At 63.3% G+C, this 13,346-nt stretch carries 10 protein-coding genes; 6 read left to right on the forward strand and 4 right to left on the reverse strand.

Annotation, left to right across the window (positions count from 1 at the left end):
• Nucleotides 1–39: 39 nt before the first annotated feature.
• The 3 genes from acnD to prpB all read right to left on the reverse strand — a co-directional run bounded on the left by acnD (nt 40) and on the right by prpB (nt 4,779).
• Nucleotides 40–2,658, reverse strand: a complete 2,619-nt coding sequence (gene acnD / locus AB5Y47_RS01685) for a Fe/S-dependent 2-methylisocitrate dehydratase AcnD (protein ID WP_368219690.1) — start codon at nt 2,656–2,658, stop codon at nt 40–42.
• A complete protein-coding gene (prpC, locus tag AB5Y47_RS01690) occupies nt 2,658–3,815 on the reverse strand; it encodes a 2-methylcitrate synthase (protein ID WP_216944382.1) in 1,158 nt (385 codons plus the stop codon). Before prpC ends, acnD begins: the two co-directional genes overlap by 1 nt.
• 64 nt (nt 3,816–3,879) lie before the next feature.
• Nucleotides 3,880–4,779, reverse strand: a complete 900-nt coding sequence (prpB, locus tag AB5Y47_RS01695; RefSeq protein ID WP_319884685.1) for a methylisocitrate lyase — start codon at nt 4,777–4,779, stop codon at nt 3,880–3,882.
• A gap of 382 nt (nt 4,780–5,161) precedes the next feature.
• Between prpB and AB5Y47_RS01700 the strand changes: the two genes are divergently transcribed.
• Nucleotides 5,162–6,715 (forward strand): methyl-accepting chemotaxis protein, encoded by a 1,554-nt coding sequence (locus AB5Y47_RS01700; RefSeq protein ID WP_368219693.1) that lies wholly within the window; start codon nt 5,162–5,164, stop codon nt 6,713–6,715.
• A 102-nt stretch (nt 6,716–6,817) separates the two neighbouring features.
• Here the strand turns inward: AB5Y47_RS01700 and AB5Y47_RS01705 are convergent, their stop codons facing one another.
• Entirely contained in the window at nt 6,818–8,410 is a 1,593-nt protein-coding gene (locus AB5Y47_RS01705; protein ID WP_039038778.1) for a GGDEF domain-containing protein, read from the reverse strand.
• Nucleotides 8,411–8,498: 88 nt separating this feature from the next.
• Between AB5Y47_RS01705 and AB5Y47_RS01710 the strand changes: the two genes are divergently transcribed.
• The 5 genes from AB5Y47_RS01710 (at nt 8,499) to AB5Y47_RS01730 (ending at nt 13,337) form a co-directional block, all read left to right on the forward strand.
• The gene (locus tag AB5Y47_RS01710) at nt 8,499–9,143 is read left to right on the forward strand and encodes a TIGR01621 family pseudouridine synthase (protein WP_029314720.1); all 645 of its coding nucleotides are present in this window, start codon (nt 8,499–8,501) and stop codon (nt 9,141–9,143) included.
• On the forward strand, nt 9,140–9,793 hold the full coding sequence (locus tag AB5Y47_RS01715; RefSeq protein ID WP_368219695.1) for an HAD family hydrolase: 654 nt from the start codon (nt 9,140–9,142) through the stop codon (nt 9,791–9,793). The genes AB5Y47_RS01710 and AB5Y47_RS01715 overlap by 4 nt, the downstream gene beginning before the upstream one ends.
• A gap of 239 nt (nt 9,794–10,032) precedes the next feature.
• Nucleotides 10,033–11,187 carry a 4-hydroxyphenylpyruvate dioxygenase gene (hppD, locus tag AB5Y47_RS01720; protein WP_041214989.1) on the forward strand — a complete coding sequence of 385 codons (1,155 nt, stop codon included), beginning with the start codon at nt 10,033–10,035 and terminating at the stop codon, nt 11,185–11,187.
• Nucleotides 11,180–12,328: a homogentisate 1,2-dioxygenase gene (locus AB5Y47_RS01725; RefSeq protein WP_368219696.1), complete on the forward strand. Its 1,149-nt coding sequence runs from the start codon at nt 11,180–11,182 to the stop codon at nt 12,326–12,328. Before hppD ends, AB5Y47_RS01725 begins: the two co-directional genes overlap by 8 nt.
• Before the next feature lie 10 nt (nt 12,329–12,338).
• The gene (locus AB5Y47_RS01730; protein ID WP_161653692.1) at nt 12,339–13,337 is read left to right on the forward strand and encodes a fumarylacetoacetate hydrolase family protein; all 999 of its coding nucleotides are present in this window, start codon (nt 12,339–12,341) and stop codon (nt 13,335–13,337) included.
• The last annotated feature ends 9 nt before the right edge of the window (nt 13,338–13,346 follow it).

The following is a 13,346-nucleotide window of genomic DNA, read 5'->3' on the forward strand; positions in this document are numbered from 1 at the left end:
GCCTCCCCCTTTTTCAAAGGGGCGGAGCGGGGTTGAGATTTAGCTCACGGCCTTTTGCGCGGTTGACGCCAGGAAATCCTGGGCGAAGCGTTGCAGCACGCCGCCCGCCTCATAGACCGAGACCTCCTCGGCGGTGTCGAGGCGGCAGGTCATGGGCACCTGGATCACTTCGCCGCTGCGACGGCGGATCACCAGAGTGAGATCGGTGCGCGGCTGGCGTGCTCCCACCACGTCATAGGTCTCGGTGCCATCGAGGCCCAGCGTGAGGCGGGTGGTGCCCGGTTTGAACTCGAGCGGCAGCACCCCCATGCCGATGAGGTTGGTGCGGTGAATGCGCTCGAAGCCTTCCGCCGCGATCACCTCCACCCCGGCAAGGCGCACCCCCTTGGCCGCCCAGTCCCGGGACGAGCCCTGACCGTAGTCGGCACCGGCCACGATGATGAGGGGCTGCTTGCGTGCCATGTAGGTCTCGATGGCTTCCCACATCCGCATTACTTTGCCGTCCGGCTCGACGCGGGCGAGGGACCCCTTCTGCACCACGCCGTTCACCACCGCCATCTCGTTGACCAGCTGGGGGTTGGCGAAGGTGGCGCGCTGGGCGGTCAGATGATCGCCGCGGTGGGTGGCGTAGGAGTTGAAGTCCTCCTCCGGCAGGCCCATCTTCGCCAGGTATTCCCCCGCCGCGCTGCCGGGCAGGATGGCGTTGGAAGGGGAGAGGTGGTCTGTGGTGATGTTGTCCGGCAACAGCGCCAGGGGCCGCATGCCGCGCAGGGTGCGCTCGCCCGCCAGTGCCCCCTCCCAGTAAGGCGGGCGACGGATATAGGTGCTTTGCGCACGCCAGTCGTACAGGGGCGTCACCTTGGGACCCTGATCCTCTTCCTGGGTGAACATGGGGATATAAACCTGGCGGAACTGGGACGGCTTGACCGACGCCTTGACCACGGCGTCGATCTCTTCATCAGACGGCCAGATATCCTTGAGGCGAATCTCCTGACCGTCCACTACCCCCAGCACATCTTTCTCGATGTCGAAGCGGATGGTGCCGGCGATGGCGTAGGCCACCACCAGGGGGGGCGAGGCGAGAAACGCCTGCTTGGCATAGGGATGGATGCGGCCGTCGAAGTTGCGGTTGCCCGAGAGCACCGCCGTGGCGTAGAGGTCCCGCTCGATGATCTCCTGCTGGATGGCGGGATCCAGGGCACCGGACATGCCGTTGCAGGTGGTGCAGGCAAAGGCCACGACGCCGAAGCCGAGCCGCTCAAGTTCCTCGTCCAGTCCCGCCTCTTTCAAGTAGAGGGCGACTGTCTTGGAGCCGGGGGCGAGGGAGGATTTGACCCAGGGCTTGCGCATCAGGCCGAGCCGGTTGGCGTTGCGGGCCAACAGGCCTGCGGCGATCACGTTGCGCGGGTTGCTGGTGTTGGTGCAACTGGTGATGGCGGCGATGATGACGGCGCCATCGGGCAAGAGGCCATCCGCCTCCTGGGCGCGGGCCTTGTCCAAATCCACGGCGATTCCGCGCTCCGCCAGGGCGGAGATCGGCAGGCGACGGTGGGGATTGGAGGGGCCAGCCAGGGTGCGCACCACGGTGGACAAGTCAAAGTGCAGCACCCGCTCGTACTGGGCGCTCGCCAGGGCATCGGCCCAGAGGCCGGCCTCCCTGGCGTAGGTCTCCACCAGTTTCACCTGGTCGTCGTCACGGCCGGTGAGCCGCAAATAGTCGAGGGTCTGCTGGTCGATGAAGAACATGGCCGCGGTGGCGCCGTATTCCGGCGCCATGTTGGAGATGGTGGCGCGATCCCCCAGGGTCAGTGCGGCGGCCCCCTCGCCACGAAACTCCAGGTAGGCGCCGACCACCTTCTGCTGGCGCAGGAATTCGGTGAGCGACAGCACCAGATCGGTGGCGGTGATGCCGGGTTGCGGCTTGCCGGAGAGCTCCACGCCGACGATCGAAGGCAGCCGCATCCAGGAGGCGCGCCCCAGCATCACGTTCTCCGCTTCCAGCCCGCCCACACCCACCGCGATGACGCCGAGGGCATCCACGTGGGGGGTGTGGCTGTCGGTGCCGACGCAGGTATCCGGGTAGGCGAGGCCGCGATCGGCGTGGATGACAGGGGACATCTTCTCCAGGTTGATCTGGTGCATGATGCCGTTGCCCGGCGGGATCACCTCGATGTTCTTGAACGCCTGCTTGGTCCAGTCGATGAAGTGGAAGCGATCCTCGTTGCGCCGATCCTCGATGGCGCGGTTCTTCTCGAATGCCTGGGGGTCAAAGCCGCCACATTCAACGGCCAGGGAATGGTCGACGATGAGCTGCACCGGCACGACCGGGTTCACCTGGGCGGGATCCCCCCCCTGATCGGCGATGGCGTCGCGAAGGCCAGCGAGGTCCACCAGGGCGGTCTGCCCCAGGATGTCGTGGCACACCACCCGTGCCGGGAACCAGGGGAAGTCGCGATCGCGCTTGTTGTGCACTATCTGGCCGAGGCACTCGCCGAGGATGGTCGGATCGCATTTGCGAACCAGGTTCTCGGCGTGGACGCGGGCGGTGTAGGAGAGCCTGTCCCAGGCGCCGGGGGCGATGGCGTTCACCGCCTCCCGGGCGTCGAAGTAGTCAAGCTGTGTGCCGGGCAGGGGCTTGCGATATTGCGTGTTGATCATCACTTGCGCTCCTTGAGCGGCACGAACTGGAGATCCTCCGGGCCGACGTAGTTGGCGCTCGGGCGAATGATCTTGCCGTCGATGCGCTGCTCGATGACGTGGGCCGACCAGCCTGAGGTGCGGGCGATGACGAACAGCGGGGTGAACATGGCGGTGGGCACCCCCATCATGTGGTAGCTGACGGCACTGAACCAGTCGAGGTTCGGGAACATCTTCTTGGCCTTCCACATGGTGGACTCCAGCCGCTCGGCGATGTCGAACATCTTGGTGTTGTGCTGCTCCTGGCTGAGCTCGCGCGCCACCTCCTTGATCACCTTGTTGCGGGGATCTGAGACGGTGTAGACCGGGTGGCCGAAGCCGATGACCACCTCCTTCTTCTCGATGCGGGCGCGAATGTCGGCCTCCGCCTCGTCCGGGTTCTCGTAGCGCTTCTGGATCTCGAAGGCCACCTCGTTGGCGCCCCCGTGCTTGGGCCCGCGCAGGGCACCGATGGCTCCCGTGATGCAGGAGTACATGTCCGAGCCGGTGCCGGCGATGACGCGGCCGGTGAAGGTGGAGGCGTTGAACTCGTGCTCGGCGTAGAGGATGAGAGAGGTGTGCATGGCGCGAACCCAGGAGTCGCGTGGCTTGTGCCCGTGCAGCAGGTGGAGGAAGTGGCCGCCGATGGAGTCGTCGTCGGTCTCCACATGGATGCGTTTACCGTTGTGACTGAAGTGGTACCAGTAGAGCAACACGGAGCCGAGACAGGCCATCAGCTTGTCGGCGATATCCCGGGCGCCCGGGTGGTTGTGATCGTCCTTCTCAGGCGACAGGCACCCCAGCACGGAGACGGCGGTGCGCATCACGTCCATGGGGTGGGCGGAGGGAGGCAACTGCTCCAAGGCGGTCCTCACCCCGGTGGGCAGGCCGCGCAGGGCCTTGAGCTTGGCCTTGTAGGCTGCGAGCTCCGCCACATTGGGCAGATGGCCGTGCACCAGCAGGTGGGCTATCTCTTCAAACTCGCAGCTGGTGGCCACGTCCAGGATGTCGTAGCCACGGTAGTGCAGATCGTTGCCGCTGAGGCCCACGGTGCACAGGGCGGTATTGCCGGCGGCGGTGCCGGAAAGGGCGACGGATTTCTTCGGCTTGAAGCCGGTGGTTTCGGGCAGGGCGCTCATCACATGTTTCCTCATTCAGTCCGTTGATGCGCCAGCCGCCAGCATAAGGCGGCCGGTCGCCGTCTTATTCCTTGGTCGAAAGATCCTGGGTGAACAGCCTGTCCAGGGTCTGCTCGTAGTGGTGGTAACCGAGAAAATCGTAGAGGGACTCCCGGGTCTGCATGGTGTCGACCACGGCGCGCTGGTGGCCGTCGCGGCGAAGCGTCTGATAGACGTTGAGGGCGGCCTGGTTGGCGGCGCGGGCGGCGCTCAGGGGGTAGAGCACCATGTCCACGCCGTGGGCGGCGAGCGCCTCCTTGTCAAACAGCTCGGTCTTGCCGAACTCGGTCATGTTGGCGAGGATCGGCACCCCGGCCGCCTGCCTGAAACGGTCGTACTGCTCGAGCTCGGTGACCGCTTCGGCGAAGATCATGTCGGCGCCCGCCTCCACATAGGCGGCGGCGCGCTCCAGGGCCGAGCCCAGCCCTTCCACCGCCAGGGCGTCGGTGCGGGCCATGATGACGAAACTCTCGTCCTGGCGGGCATCCACCGCCGCCTTGATCCTGTCCACCATCTCGGTGACGCTGACCACGGCCTTGTTGGGCCTGTGGCCGCAACGCTTCTGGGCCACCTGATCTTCCATGTGGACGGCGGCCACCCCGCCGCGCTCGAAGGCGCGGATGGTGCGGGCGATGTTGAAGGCGCCCCCCCAGCCGGTGTCGATGTCCACCAAGAGTGGCACCTGGGTGGCAGCCGTGATGCGTTCGGCATCGATGAGCACGTCATTCATGGAAGTCATGCCGAGGTCCGGCAGGCCATAGGAGGCGTTCGCTACCCCGGCGCCGGAGAGATAGAGGGCCTGGAAGCCGCTGCGCTCTGCCATCAGCGCCATGTAGGCATTGATGGTGCCGACAATCTGCAGGGGCTTTTCGTTGGCCAGGGCCGTGCGAAAACGCTTGCCGGCCGAGGGGGAGAGGTGGGACATGGTGACTCCTTTCATGGGGTGCGTGTCTGCTGGATGTGTAGGGTGAACGGTATCATCTCACACTACGTTTACGTTAACGTCAATTATGCTTAGGTCCAAGGTCGTATCAAGTGTGCTCTCCCCTGACGGCCTCCTGGCAACGCCAGTGCCACAGACTCGTTGGAACCATTTTTTGGTGTGATGCATCGTGTGGGAGAGAGGTGAACCTGGGAAAATGCCGAGTGTTTTTTGGCCAAACCTGGGCTTTTGGGGTCAAAATCTTGCGCGGCGTCAAACAGGATGCAAATTGTGTCTCAGCCATCCTCCCCGACTGGGTCTCTGCGTTGCTTGCCCGTAGGCGTTTGGCTACGCTCAGTGGGTGATCAAACAAGGGGTGTGCGCCATGAAGAAAAGCCAGGTTCATCTCATCGACGAAGAGGTGGATTTTCCTGCCAATGAACAGCTGGTCTCCACTACGGACCTGCAGGGTGTGATCACCTACGCCAATGATCACTTCTGCCGGGTAGCGGGGTACAGCCGGGCCGAGCTCATCGGCCAGCACCACAACATGGTTCGCCACCCGGACATGCCCAAGGCTGCCTTTGCTGACCTCTGGGGCAAGCTCAAGCAGGGCAAACCCTGGCGCGGCATGGTGAAAAACCGCTGCAAGGATGGGCGTTACTATTGGGTGGATGCCTATGTCACCCCTATCTTCGAGCAGGGGCGGATCAATGGCTACCAGTCGGTCCGCAGTCGCGCCGCGCCGGAGATGAAAGCCGTGGCCGGGCGCACCTATGCCAGATTGAAGAGCGTGGAGCGGGGGGAGCGAAAGGGCGGATTGAGCCTGCGCCCGATGCGCCACGGGCTGGCCATCATCGGTGTCTTGCTGATGCTGGCGGGGGGGGGCTATCTGATGGGGCCCTGGGGGCCGTTGTTCACCCTGTTGCCTCTCTTGTGGCTGGCCCTGATCTATCGTGACACCCTCATCACTACCCCCCGTTATCTGCGACAGCTCGCGGACGAATATGACAGCCTGACCCGGCTCATCTATTCGGGGGAGGATGCCAGTGCCATTGCAGACTTCCACATCAAGCTGTTGCAGGCCAGGATCCGCACCGTCCTTGGACGAGTGGACGATGCGACCCTCTCCCTGCAGGATCTCGCGGTGCATCTGAAAACAGCCTCCAGCGAGGCAAGCGCCGACATCGCCGAACAGGATGTCCAGACCCAGCAGGTGGCGACGGCCATCACCGAGATGGCGGCGACAGCCCACGAGATTGCCCGCAATATCCTAGAGACGGACAACCAGATAGCCCAGGCCAAGGCGCACTGCCAACACACCGATCAGCAGCTGGAAGATACCCAGCACAGGGTGACGGAGCTGGCCACCCAGGCAGAGCATGCCTTCACGGCCGCCGTGGCACTGGCGGAGGAGTCGGACCGCATCGGTGTGCTGATGAGCGAGATCCAGGGCATTGCGGATCAGACCAATCTGCTGGCGCTCAACGCCGCCATCGAGGCGGCGCGGGCAGGGGAGCAGGGGCGAGGCTTTGCGGTGGTGGCGGACGAGGTGCGAACCCTCTCCACGCGCACCCACAAGGCGACCGAGCAGATCCAGAGCAGCATAGGCCAGATCCAGCGTACCCTGAACGGCTGGAAGGGAATGATGCAGCAGAACCTGCAACAGACCCAATCCTGCGTGACCCTGACCCGCCAGGGATCAGAGAGCCTGCATCAGGTGCTGGCGGAAATAGAACGGGTGGTGGACCTCTCGGCCCAGATCTCGACGGCGGCAGAGGAGCAGCAGGCGGTGGTGGAGGACATCAGCCGCAACGTCAACGCCATCTCCCAGCACTCCCACACCAACAGCAACAAGATGCAGGACATGGACGCTTCGAGCGACATCCTGCTCACCAAGGCTCGCCAGCTCAAATCCCTGGGGCAGACCTTCGGGTAAGAGCGGTCAGACTCATGCAATGCAGGAAGGCCACCCCTGGGGTGGCCTTCCTGTTTATGGTTTCATGGGGGTATCGGCTCTGTGTGCCGGGAGATGAACCAGTCAGCCGGACTGCTCCGCCAGCGTGATGACGCGGCCACCCTTGTCACAATACATGGCCCTGTCGGCCTGGATGAGCCACTGCTCCGGGCTCCAGTCATGCTGGTAGTGGCTGACGCCGATGCTGATGCCCACCTGCATCGGCTGGTCATTGACCACGAAGGGGGCCTGCATGGCCTGGCGGATCACGGCGGTGACCTCCTCTGCCTGACGGATATCGTAGCCCGGCAGCAGCAGGATGAACTCGTCCCCCGCCAAGCGGGCAAAATAGCACTGGTGGCCGATGGCGTCGTGGATCCGTCGGGCCAGCTGGCAGAGGATGGCATCCCCCTGGCTGTGGCCGAAGTTGTCGTTGATGCGCTTGAAGTCATTGAGATCGCAAAACAGCAGGCAGCCCGGATTGTCGCTTTGCACCTGGTGTTTCAACTGCTCCATCAGGCTCAGGCGATTGGGCAGCCCGGTAAGGGGATCGAGGCGGGCCAGTTGCAGTATCTCCTGCTCTCGCTGCTTGCGCAGGGCCACTTCCTGGTTGAGCCGCTTGTTGCTCATCAGAAGATAGAGGGAGAGCAGCAGGATGAGACCACCAACACCCAGGCTCAGCAGGAACCAGGGACGCCAGAAGATCCACTGTTCTGAGGGAACCTGATAGAGAAAACGGGTCAGGGAGACCGGTTTGGCAAGGAGGCCTATCTCCACCAGCTGCTGCATGATGTGAGCGAAGCGATCCGGATTCATATACCCGATCTCCACATAGAGCGGCTGGATCATCTCCTTGCTCATCTGCAACTCGTATTCCATGTGGGCCTGGCTGCGGTTGACGCCATACTCCGTGCGCAGCAGGGCGATGGCTTCCTCGGGGTGGGTGAGGGCATAGCGCCATCCCTTGAGGCTGGCTGCACGAAAACGTGCCACCCGCTCCGGATTGAGCCGCTCCTGTGCCTGGGTGGTGAAGAGAATGTCGCTGTAGAAATCGATGCCGTAGTTGCGAGGGTTGATGACGGACACCGAGATGCCGCGCTCTTCCAGATAAAAGGGCTCATTGCTCAGATAGGCGTTGAAGATGTCTATCCGGCCGGCGATCAGATCGTCGATGTTGACCGAGGTGGGTACCGGGATGAGCTGGCGCTCGTGAAGCCCCTGATAGTAGAGGGTGGCCAGCAGTTCGGCATCCTGATGACCCGGAAACATCATGATCCGTTTGCCACGCATGTCCGCAACGGTGAGAATGCCGCTGTCGCGGCGTGCCAGGAAGATGGAGGGAGAGTGCTGGTAGACGCTGGCCAGCGCCAGCAGCGGCTTGCCCTGGGCGTAGTGGGTCAGCACCTCGGTGTTGCCGACGCCAAAGTCGGCGCGTCCGGCCAGCACCTCCTGAACCGGACTTATTCCCTTGCCACCTGGCCTTATCTCGACATCCAGACCGGCGTCGGCGTAATACCCCTTGGCCTTGGCCATGTGATAGCCCACAAACTGGGGCTGATGCAGCCAGCGCAACTGCAATACCACCTTCTCCGGCAGATCACGTGTCCGTTCACTGGCCTGGAGGGGCGAGAAGCAAGTGATGCCAAGCAACAACAGCCAAAACAGGCATTTTTTCATTCGTGCGATTCTTGTGCTGAGGGTCCATGAAGATGGCCTGCAGGCCTGCATTCAAGTTGTTAACAAGTAACATTCTAAAGGGTTATACATGTACCGGATACAATTGCAGCACAAAGATTTCATGGTGATCAACAAGCGTCCGGGCATTGGCATGCACGATGATGCCGGCGAGCCGGGTCTCGTCAATCGGGTCAGAATGGATACCGGTCTTGACCTCTATCCGGTCCATCGACTGGACAAGATGACCTCTGGGTTGGTGCTGCTGGCCCGCACCGCCGAAGCGAATCGCGCCCTCAGCATGGCTTTCGCGGCGCGGGAAGTGAGCAAGCAGTATCTGGCCCTCTCCGATCGCAAGCCGAAGAAGAAGCAGGGCTGGGTGAAGGGGGACATGGAGAAAGGGCGAGGCGGCAGCTGGATGCTGAGCCGCACCCAGGATAACCCGGCCATCAGCTGGTTCGACTCCGTTTCGGTGCGCGAGGGGCTGCGCCTTTATCGCATCAAGCCCCGGACCGGCAAGACCCACCAGATCCGGGTGGCCTTGAAGAGCGTGGGAGCCCCCATCCTCGGAGATGAGCGTTACGGCGGCACGGCGGCGGATCGCGGTTATCTGCACGCCTGGCGCCTCGCCTTCACCCTGGCAGGTGAGAGCTTCGATCTCGTTTGTCCGCCCGATGAAGGAGCGCTGTTCCTCCTGCCCGAGTTGCATGCCGCCATCGCAGAGATCACCGAATGAGCGCTGCAACCGCGAGAGTCCCAGCCCGCGGCTGGATCCTGGCCGACTTCGATGACACCCTGGCGCCGGATGACAGCCATGCGGGGTTGCTGCGTTTCATCTTGCGCCGCCGTCTCTGGCCGCTGCTGCTGTGGCCACTGATGGCGTTCGGTGCCGTGATCTATCTGCTGCCAGGTCAGCGCAGTCGCGGCATTGCACTCATCTGGTGGGCCATCACCTTCGGGCTATCCCCCCTGGCCTGGCGCGCCCTGGTACGGCAGTACAGCCTGACCCGGCCCGGCCTGTATCGGGAGGCGCGAGCCCTCCTCACGGGGGAGGGGTACCGCTGCTGGGTCATCTCCGCCAGTCCCCGCGCCCTGGTCCGTGCCCAGCTCCATCGTCAACTGCCAAGGCTCCCTCACCGCATCATCGGCTCGCGGATGGGTTACCGTTTCGGCGGCCTGGTGCCGCGCTTCTATTGCCATGGCAGGCACAAGCTGCTGCCTGAGCTCCTGACCCTGGAGGCCGCACTCACCCTGAGTGACAGCCTGCACGATCTGCCCCTGCTGGCGTTGGGGGTGCAGGCCTGGCTCATCAACCCGCAAAGGACTCGATTGCTAAAGGCGAGGGCGGTGCTGCCCCATATCGAACCCCGTTATTGGTCGCTGTAAGGCAAAGCTGACAGCCTTGCGGGACGCTAACGAGCGCAGTGCAAGGTTGGGGCTTCTATGTCACATTTAATTTACATTTTTTGGCGCGGATCCCCGCCAAACTATCTGAACGCCGCCCCTTCTCATTCCCTGCGCTCGCCACTCTAATGAAACAAGTTGTTAACAATGCCGTGCGGGCTGCCTGTCGAGCCCTTGCGGCGTGAACCGTTTCGTTATCAGTTCATCGCAAGGAGCGCATCATGACCACCCCCTCTTCCCGTACTCACACCATCAACCCCCTTGGCACCGACGGGTTTGAGTTCGTCGAGTACACGGCGCCGGATCTCAAGGGCATTGCGGCCCTCAAGGCGCTGTTCGTCTCACTGGGCTTTGCCGAAGTGGCCAAGCACAGGCACAAGCAGTGCTGGCTCTATCGCCAGGGAGACATCAACTTCGTGGTCAATGCCGAGCCCCACTCCCAGGCGGAGGAGTTTGCGCGGGCCCATGGTCCGAGCGTGTGCGGCATGGCGTTTCGGGTGAGCGATGCCGGCCGTGCCCAGCAGTACGCCATTGGCCAGGGGGCCAAGCCGTTTGTGGGCAAAATCGGCCCCATGGAGCTCAACATCCCCGCCATCTACGGCATCGGCGAGAGTACCCTCTCCTTTGTCGATCGCTATGGCGAGCGGGGCTCCATCTATGACGTGGACTTTATCTTCTACCCCGACTGGCAGGCCCGCATGGCCGAGGTGGACGCGGGGCTCTATGAGATCGACCACCTGACCCACAACGTCCATCGCGGCAACATGAACCTCTGGTCGAATTTCTACGAGCGGATCGGCAACTTCCGGGAAATCCGCTACTTCGACATCGAGGGCAAGCTGACCGGACTGCACTCGCGCGCCATGACGGCCCCTTGCGGCAAAATTCGCATCCCCATCAACGAGTCGGCGGACGACAAGTCCCAGATAGAGGAGTACCTGCGCCAGTACAAGGGGGAGGGGATCCAGCACATCGCGCTCGCCTCTGCCGACATCTATCACACCATCCGCACGCTCAGAGGGCGGGGAACCGGCTTCATGCCGACGCCGGACACCTACTACGAGAAGGTGGACAGCCGGGTCGCGGGTCATCAGGAGGATCTGGCCGCGCTGAAAGAGCTGCGCATCCTCATCGACGGCTCGCCGACGAAGGACGGCATCCTGCTGCAGATCTTCACCGACACCGTCATCGGTCCCGTGTTCTTCGAGATCATCCAGCGCAAGGGCAACGAGGGCTTTGGTGAGGGCAACTTCCAGGCATTGTTCGAATCCATCGAGCTGGATCAGATCCGCCGTGGCGTGCTGGACGGATCCACGCAAGGGGAGGTGAACAGTGCCGCGCAGGGCCAGAAAAACGGAGAACCGAGCGATGCGTAACTGGATAAGCTTCCCCCATCGGGAGGGAACCCACTCCCGCCAGGCCCATGCCGATCTGCCGGAGCAGGCCATCTATGAGCGCGAGCTGGGGCGCTCGGGCTTCTTCGGTCCGGCCACCCACATGCACCACAAGCATGCTCCCACCGACTGGGTCAACTGGGAAGGGCCGCTTCGGCCACGGGCGTTTGACTTGAACGATCTGCAGGAGGAGGTGAGCTCCCTCTCCCCCTGGGTGATGCCGGATATTCTCAGCAACCCCCACTGCCGCTACCGCATCTGGCGCCTGCATGAGCCCATGCCGTTTCTGGTGCGCAACGCCGATGGCGACGAGCTCCTGTTCATTCACGAGGGGAGCGGAGAGTTCTACTGCGACTACGGCCATCTGACCCTGCGGGAGGGGGACTACGTGGTGATCCCCCGTGGCACCATGTGGCGCATCGAGCCCACCGCGCCCCTCTTCATCCTGATGATCGAGGCGACGGAAGACAGTTATCAGCTGCCGGACAAGGGACTGGTGGGCAATCACGCCATCTTCGATCCGGCGGCCCTGGACGTGCCCGCCATCAACGAGCGCTTCCTGGCCCAGCAGGATGAAAACCCCTGGTCGCTGCAGATCAAGCGCCACGATCAGGTCTCGGTCGTCACCTGGCCGTTCAACCCGCTGGATGCACAAGGGTGGCACGGGGACTTGTGCGTGGTGCGCCTCAACTGGCGGGATATCCGCCCGCTGATGAGCCACCGCTACCACCTGCCTCCCTCGGCCCACACCACCTTCGTGGCGAGCCGTTTTGTCATCTGCACCTTCGTGCCGCGTCCCATCGAGAGTGACCCAGGTGCCCTGCGGGTGCCCTTCTACCACAGCAACGACGACTTCGACGAGGTGCTCTTCTACCACGCCGGGGACTTCTTCAGCCGGGACAACATCAAGCGGGGCATGGTCACCTTCCACCCTGCCGGCTTCACCCATGGTCCCCATCCCAAGGCCTTTGCGGCGGGGCTGGCTCATGCCAAGACCTTCACCGACGAGGTGGCGGTGATGCTCGACACCCGTGATGCCCTGGCCGTCGGCCCGATCTGCGAAGGGGTCGAACACCCCGGTTATGTCACCAGCTGGCAGCGTCCAGAGACGCTCGGCAAATAAGGAATTCGATATGAAATTGGCAACCCTGAACAATGGCAAGCGCGACGGCGCTCTGGTGGTGGTGAGCCGCGATCTGGCGCGCGCCGTCCACGTGACGACCATTGCCCCGACCCTGCAGTCGGCCCTCGACCAGTGGGGCGAAGTGGCGCCGCAATTGGCGAACGTCTATCAGCGACTCAACGAGGACGCCTGCCCCGACGCCTTCCCCTTCGATGAGGAGGCGTGCCTCTCCCCGCTGCCCCGCGCCTACCAGTGGATTGACGGCAGTGCCTACGTCAACCACGTGGAGCTGGTGCGCAAGGCGCGCGGCGCCGAGATGCCTGAGAGCTTCTGGCACGATCCCCTGATGTATCAGGGAGGCTCTGACAGCTTCCTGCCGCCCCGTGGCCCCATCGTGATGGGCTCCGAGGAGTGGGGGATCGACTTCGAGTCGGAAGTCGCCGTCATCACCGACGACGTGCCCATGGGTACCCGTTCGCAGGGGGCGGCGAGCCACATCAAGCTCTTGATGCTGGTCAACGACGTGAGCCTGCGCAACCTCATTCCCGGGGAGCTTGCCAAGGGCTTCGGCTTCTTCCAGTCCAAGCCCTCCAGCAGCTTCTCGCCGGTGGCCATCACCCCGGACGAGCTGGGGGATGACTGGCGCGATGGCAAGGTCCACCTGCCCCTGGTGACCCACCTCAACGGCGCCCTGTTCGGGCAGCCCGACGCCGGGGTGGACATGACCTTCACCTTCCATGAGCTGATTGCCCATGCCGCCAAGACAAGGCCGCTCGGGGCGGGTTGCATCATCGGCTCGGGCACCGTCTCCAACTACGACAGAAGCCGGGGATCCTCCTGCCTTGCCGAGCGGCGGATGCTGGAAATTATCGAGTCAGGTCAAGCCACTACACCCTTTCTGCGCTTTGGTGATACAGTGTCCATCGCGATGCAGGATCGCAACGGGATGAGTCTGTTTGGCACCATTTTGCAGCGGGTCACGCAAGCAACGGCCGAGCGGGCGAGCTAGGAGAGCCCG

The organism is Aeromonas sp. R7-2 (assembly GCF_040908105.1).
GTDB classification, from domain to species: Bacteria; Pseudomonadota; Gammaproteobacteria; order Enterobacterales; family Aeromonadaceae; genus Aeromonas; species Aeromonas caviae.

Bases quoted from the DNA above. Each gene is read 5' to 3' on its own strand.
- acnD (WP_368219690.1), bottom strand. From the start codon at position 2,658: ATGATCAACACGCAATATCGCAAGCCCCTGCCCGGCACACAGCTTGAC.
- prpC (WP_216944382.1), bottom strand. From the start codon at position 3,815: ATGAGCGCCCTGCCCGAAACCACCGGCTTCAAGCCGAAGAAATCCGTC.
- prpB (WP_319884685.1), bottom strand. From the start codon at position 4,779: ATGTCCCACCTCTCCCCCTCGGCCGGCAAGCGTTTTCGCACGGCCCTG.
- AB5Y47_RS01700 (WP_368219693.1), top strand. From the start codon at position 5,162: ATGAAGAAAAGCCAGGTTCATCTCATCGACGAAGAGGTGGATTTTCCT.
- AB5Y47_RS01705 (WP_039038778.1), bottom strand. From the start codon at position 8,410: ATGAAAAAATGCCTGTTTTGGCTGTTGTTGCTTGGCATCACTTGCTTC.
- AB5Y47_RS01710 (WP_029314720.1), top strand. From the start codon at position 8,499: ATGTACCGGATACAATTGCAGCACAAAGATTTCATGGTGATCAACAAG.
- AB5Y47_RS01715 (WP_368219695.1), top strand. From the start codon at position 9,140: ATGAGCGCTGCAACCGCGAGAGTCCCAGCCCGCGGCTGGATCCTGGCC.
- hppD (WP_041214989.1), top strand. From the start codon at position 10,033: ATGACCACCCCCTCTTCCCGTACTCACACCATCAACCCCCTTGGCACC.
- AB5Y47_RS01725 (WP_368219696.1), top strand. From the start codon at position 11,180: ATGCGTAACTGGATAAGCTTCCCCCATCGGGAGGGAACCCACTCCCGC.
- AB5Y47_RS01730 (WP_161653692.1), top strand. From the start codon at position 12,339: ATGAAATTGGCAACCCTGAACAATGGCAAGCGCGACGGCGCTCTGGTG.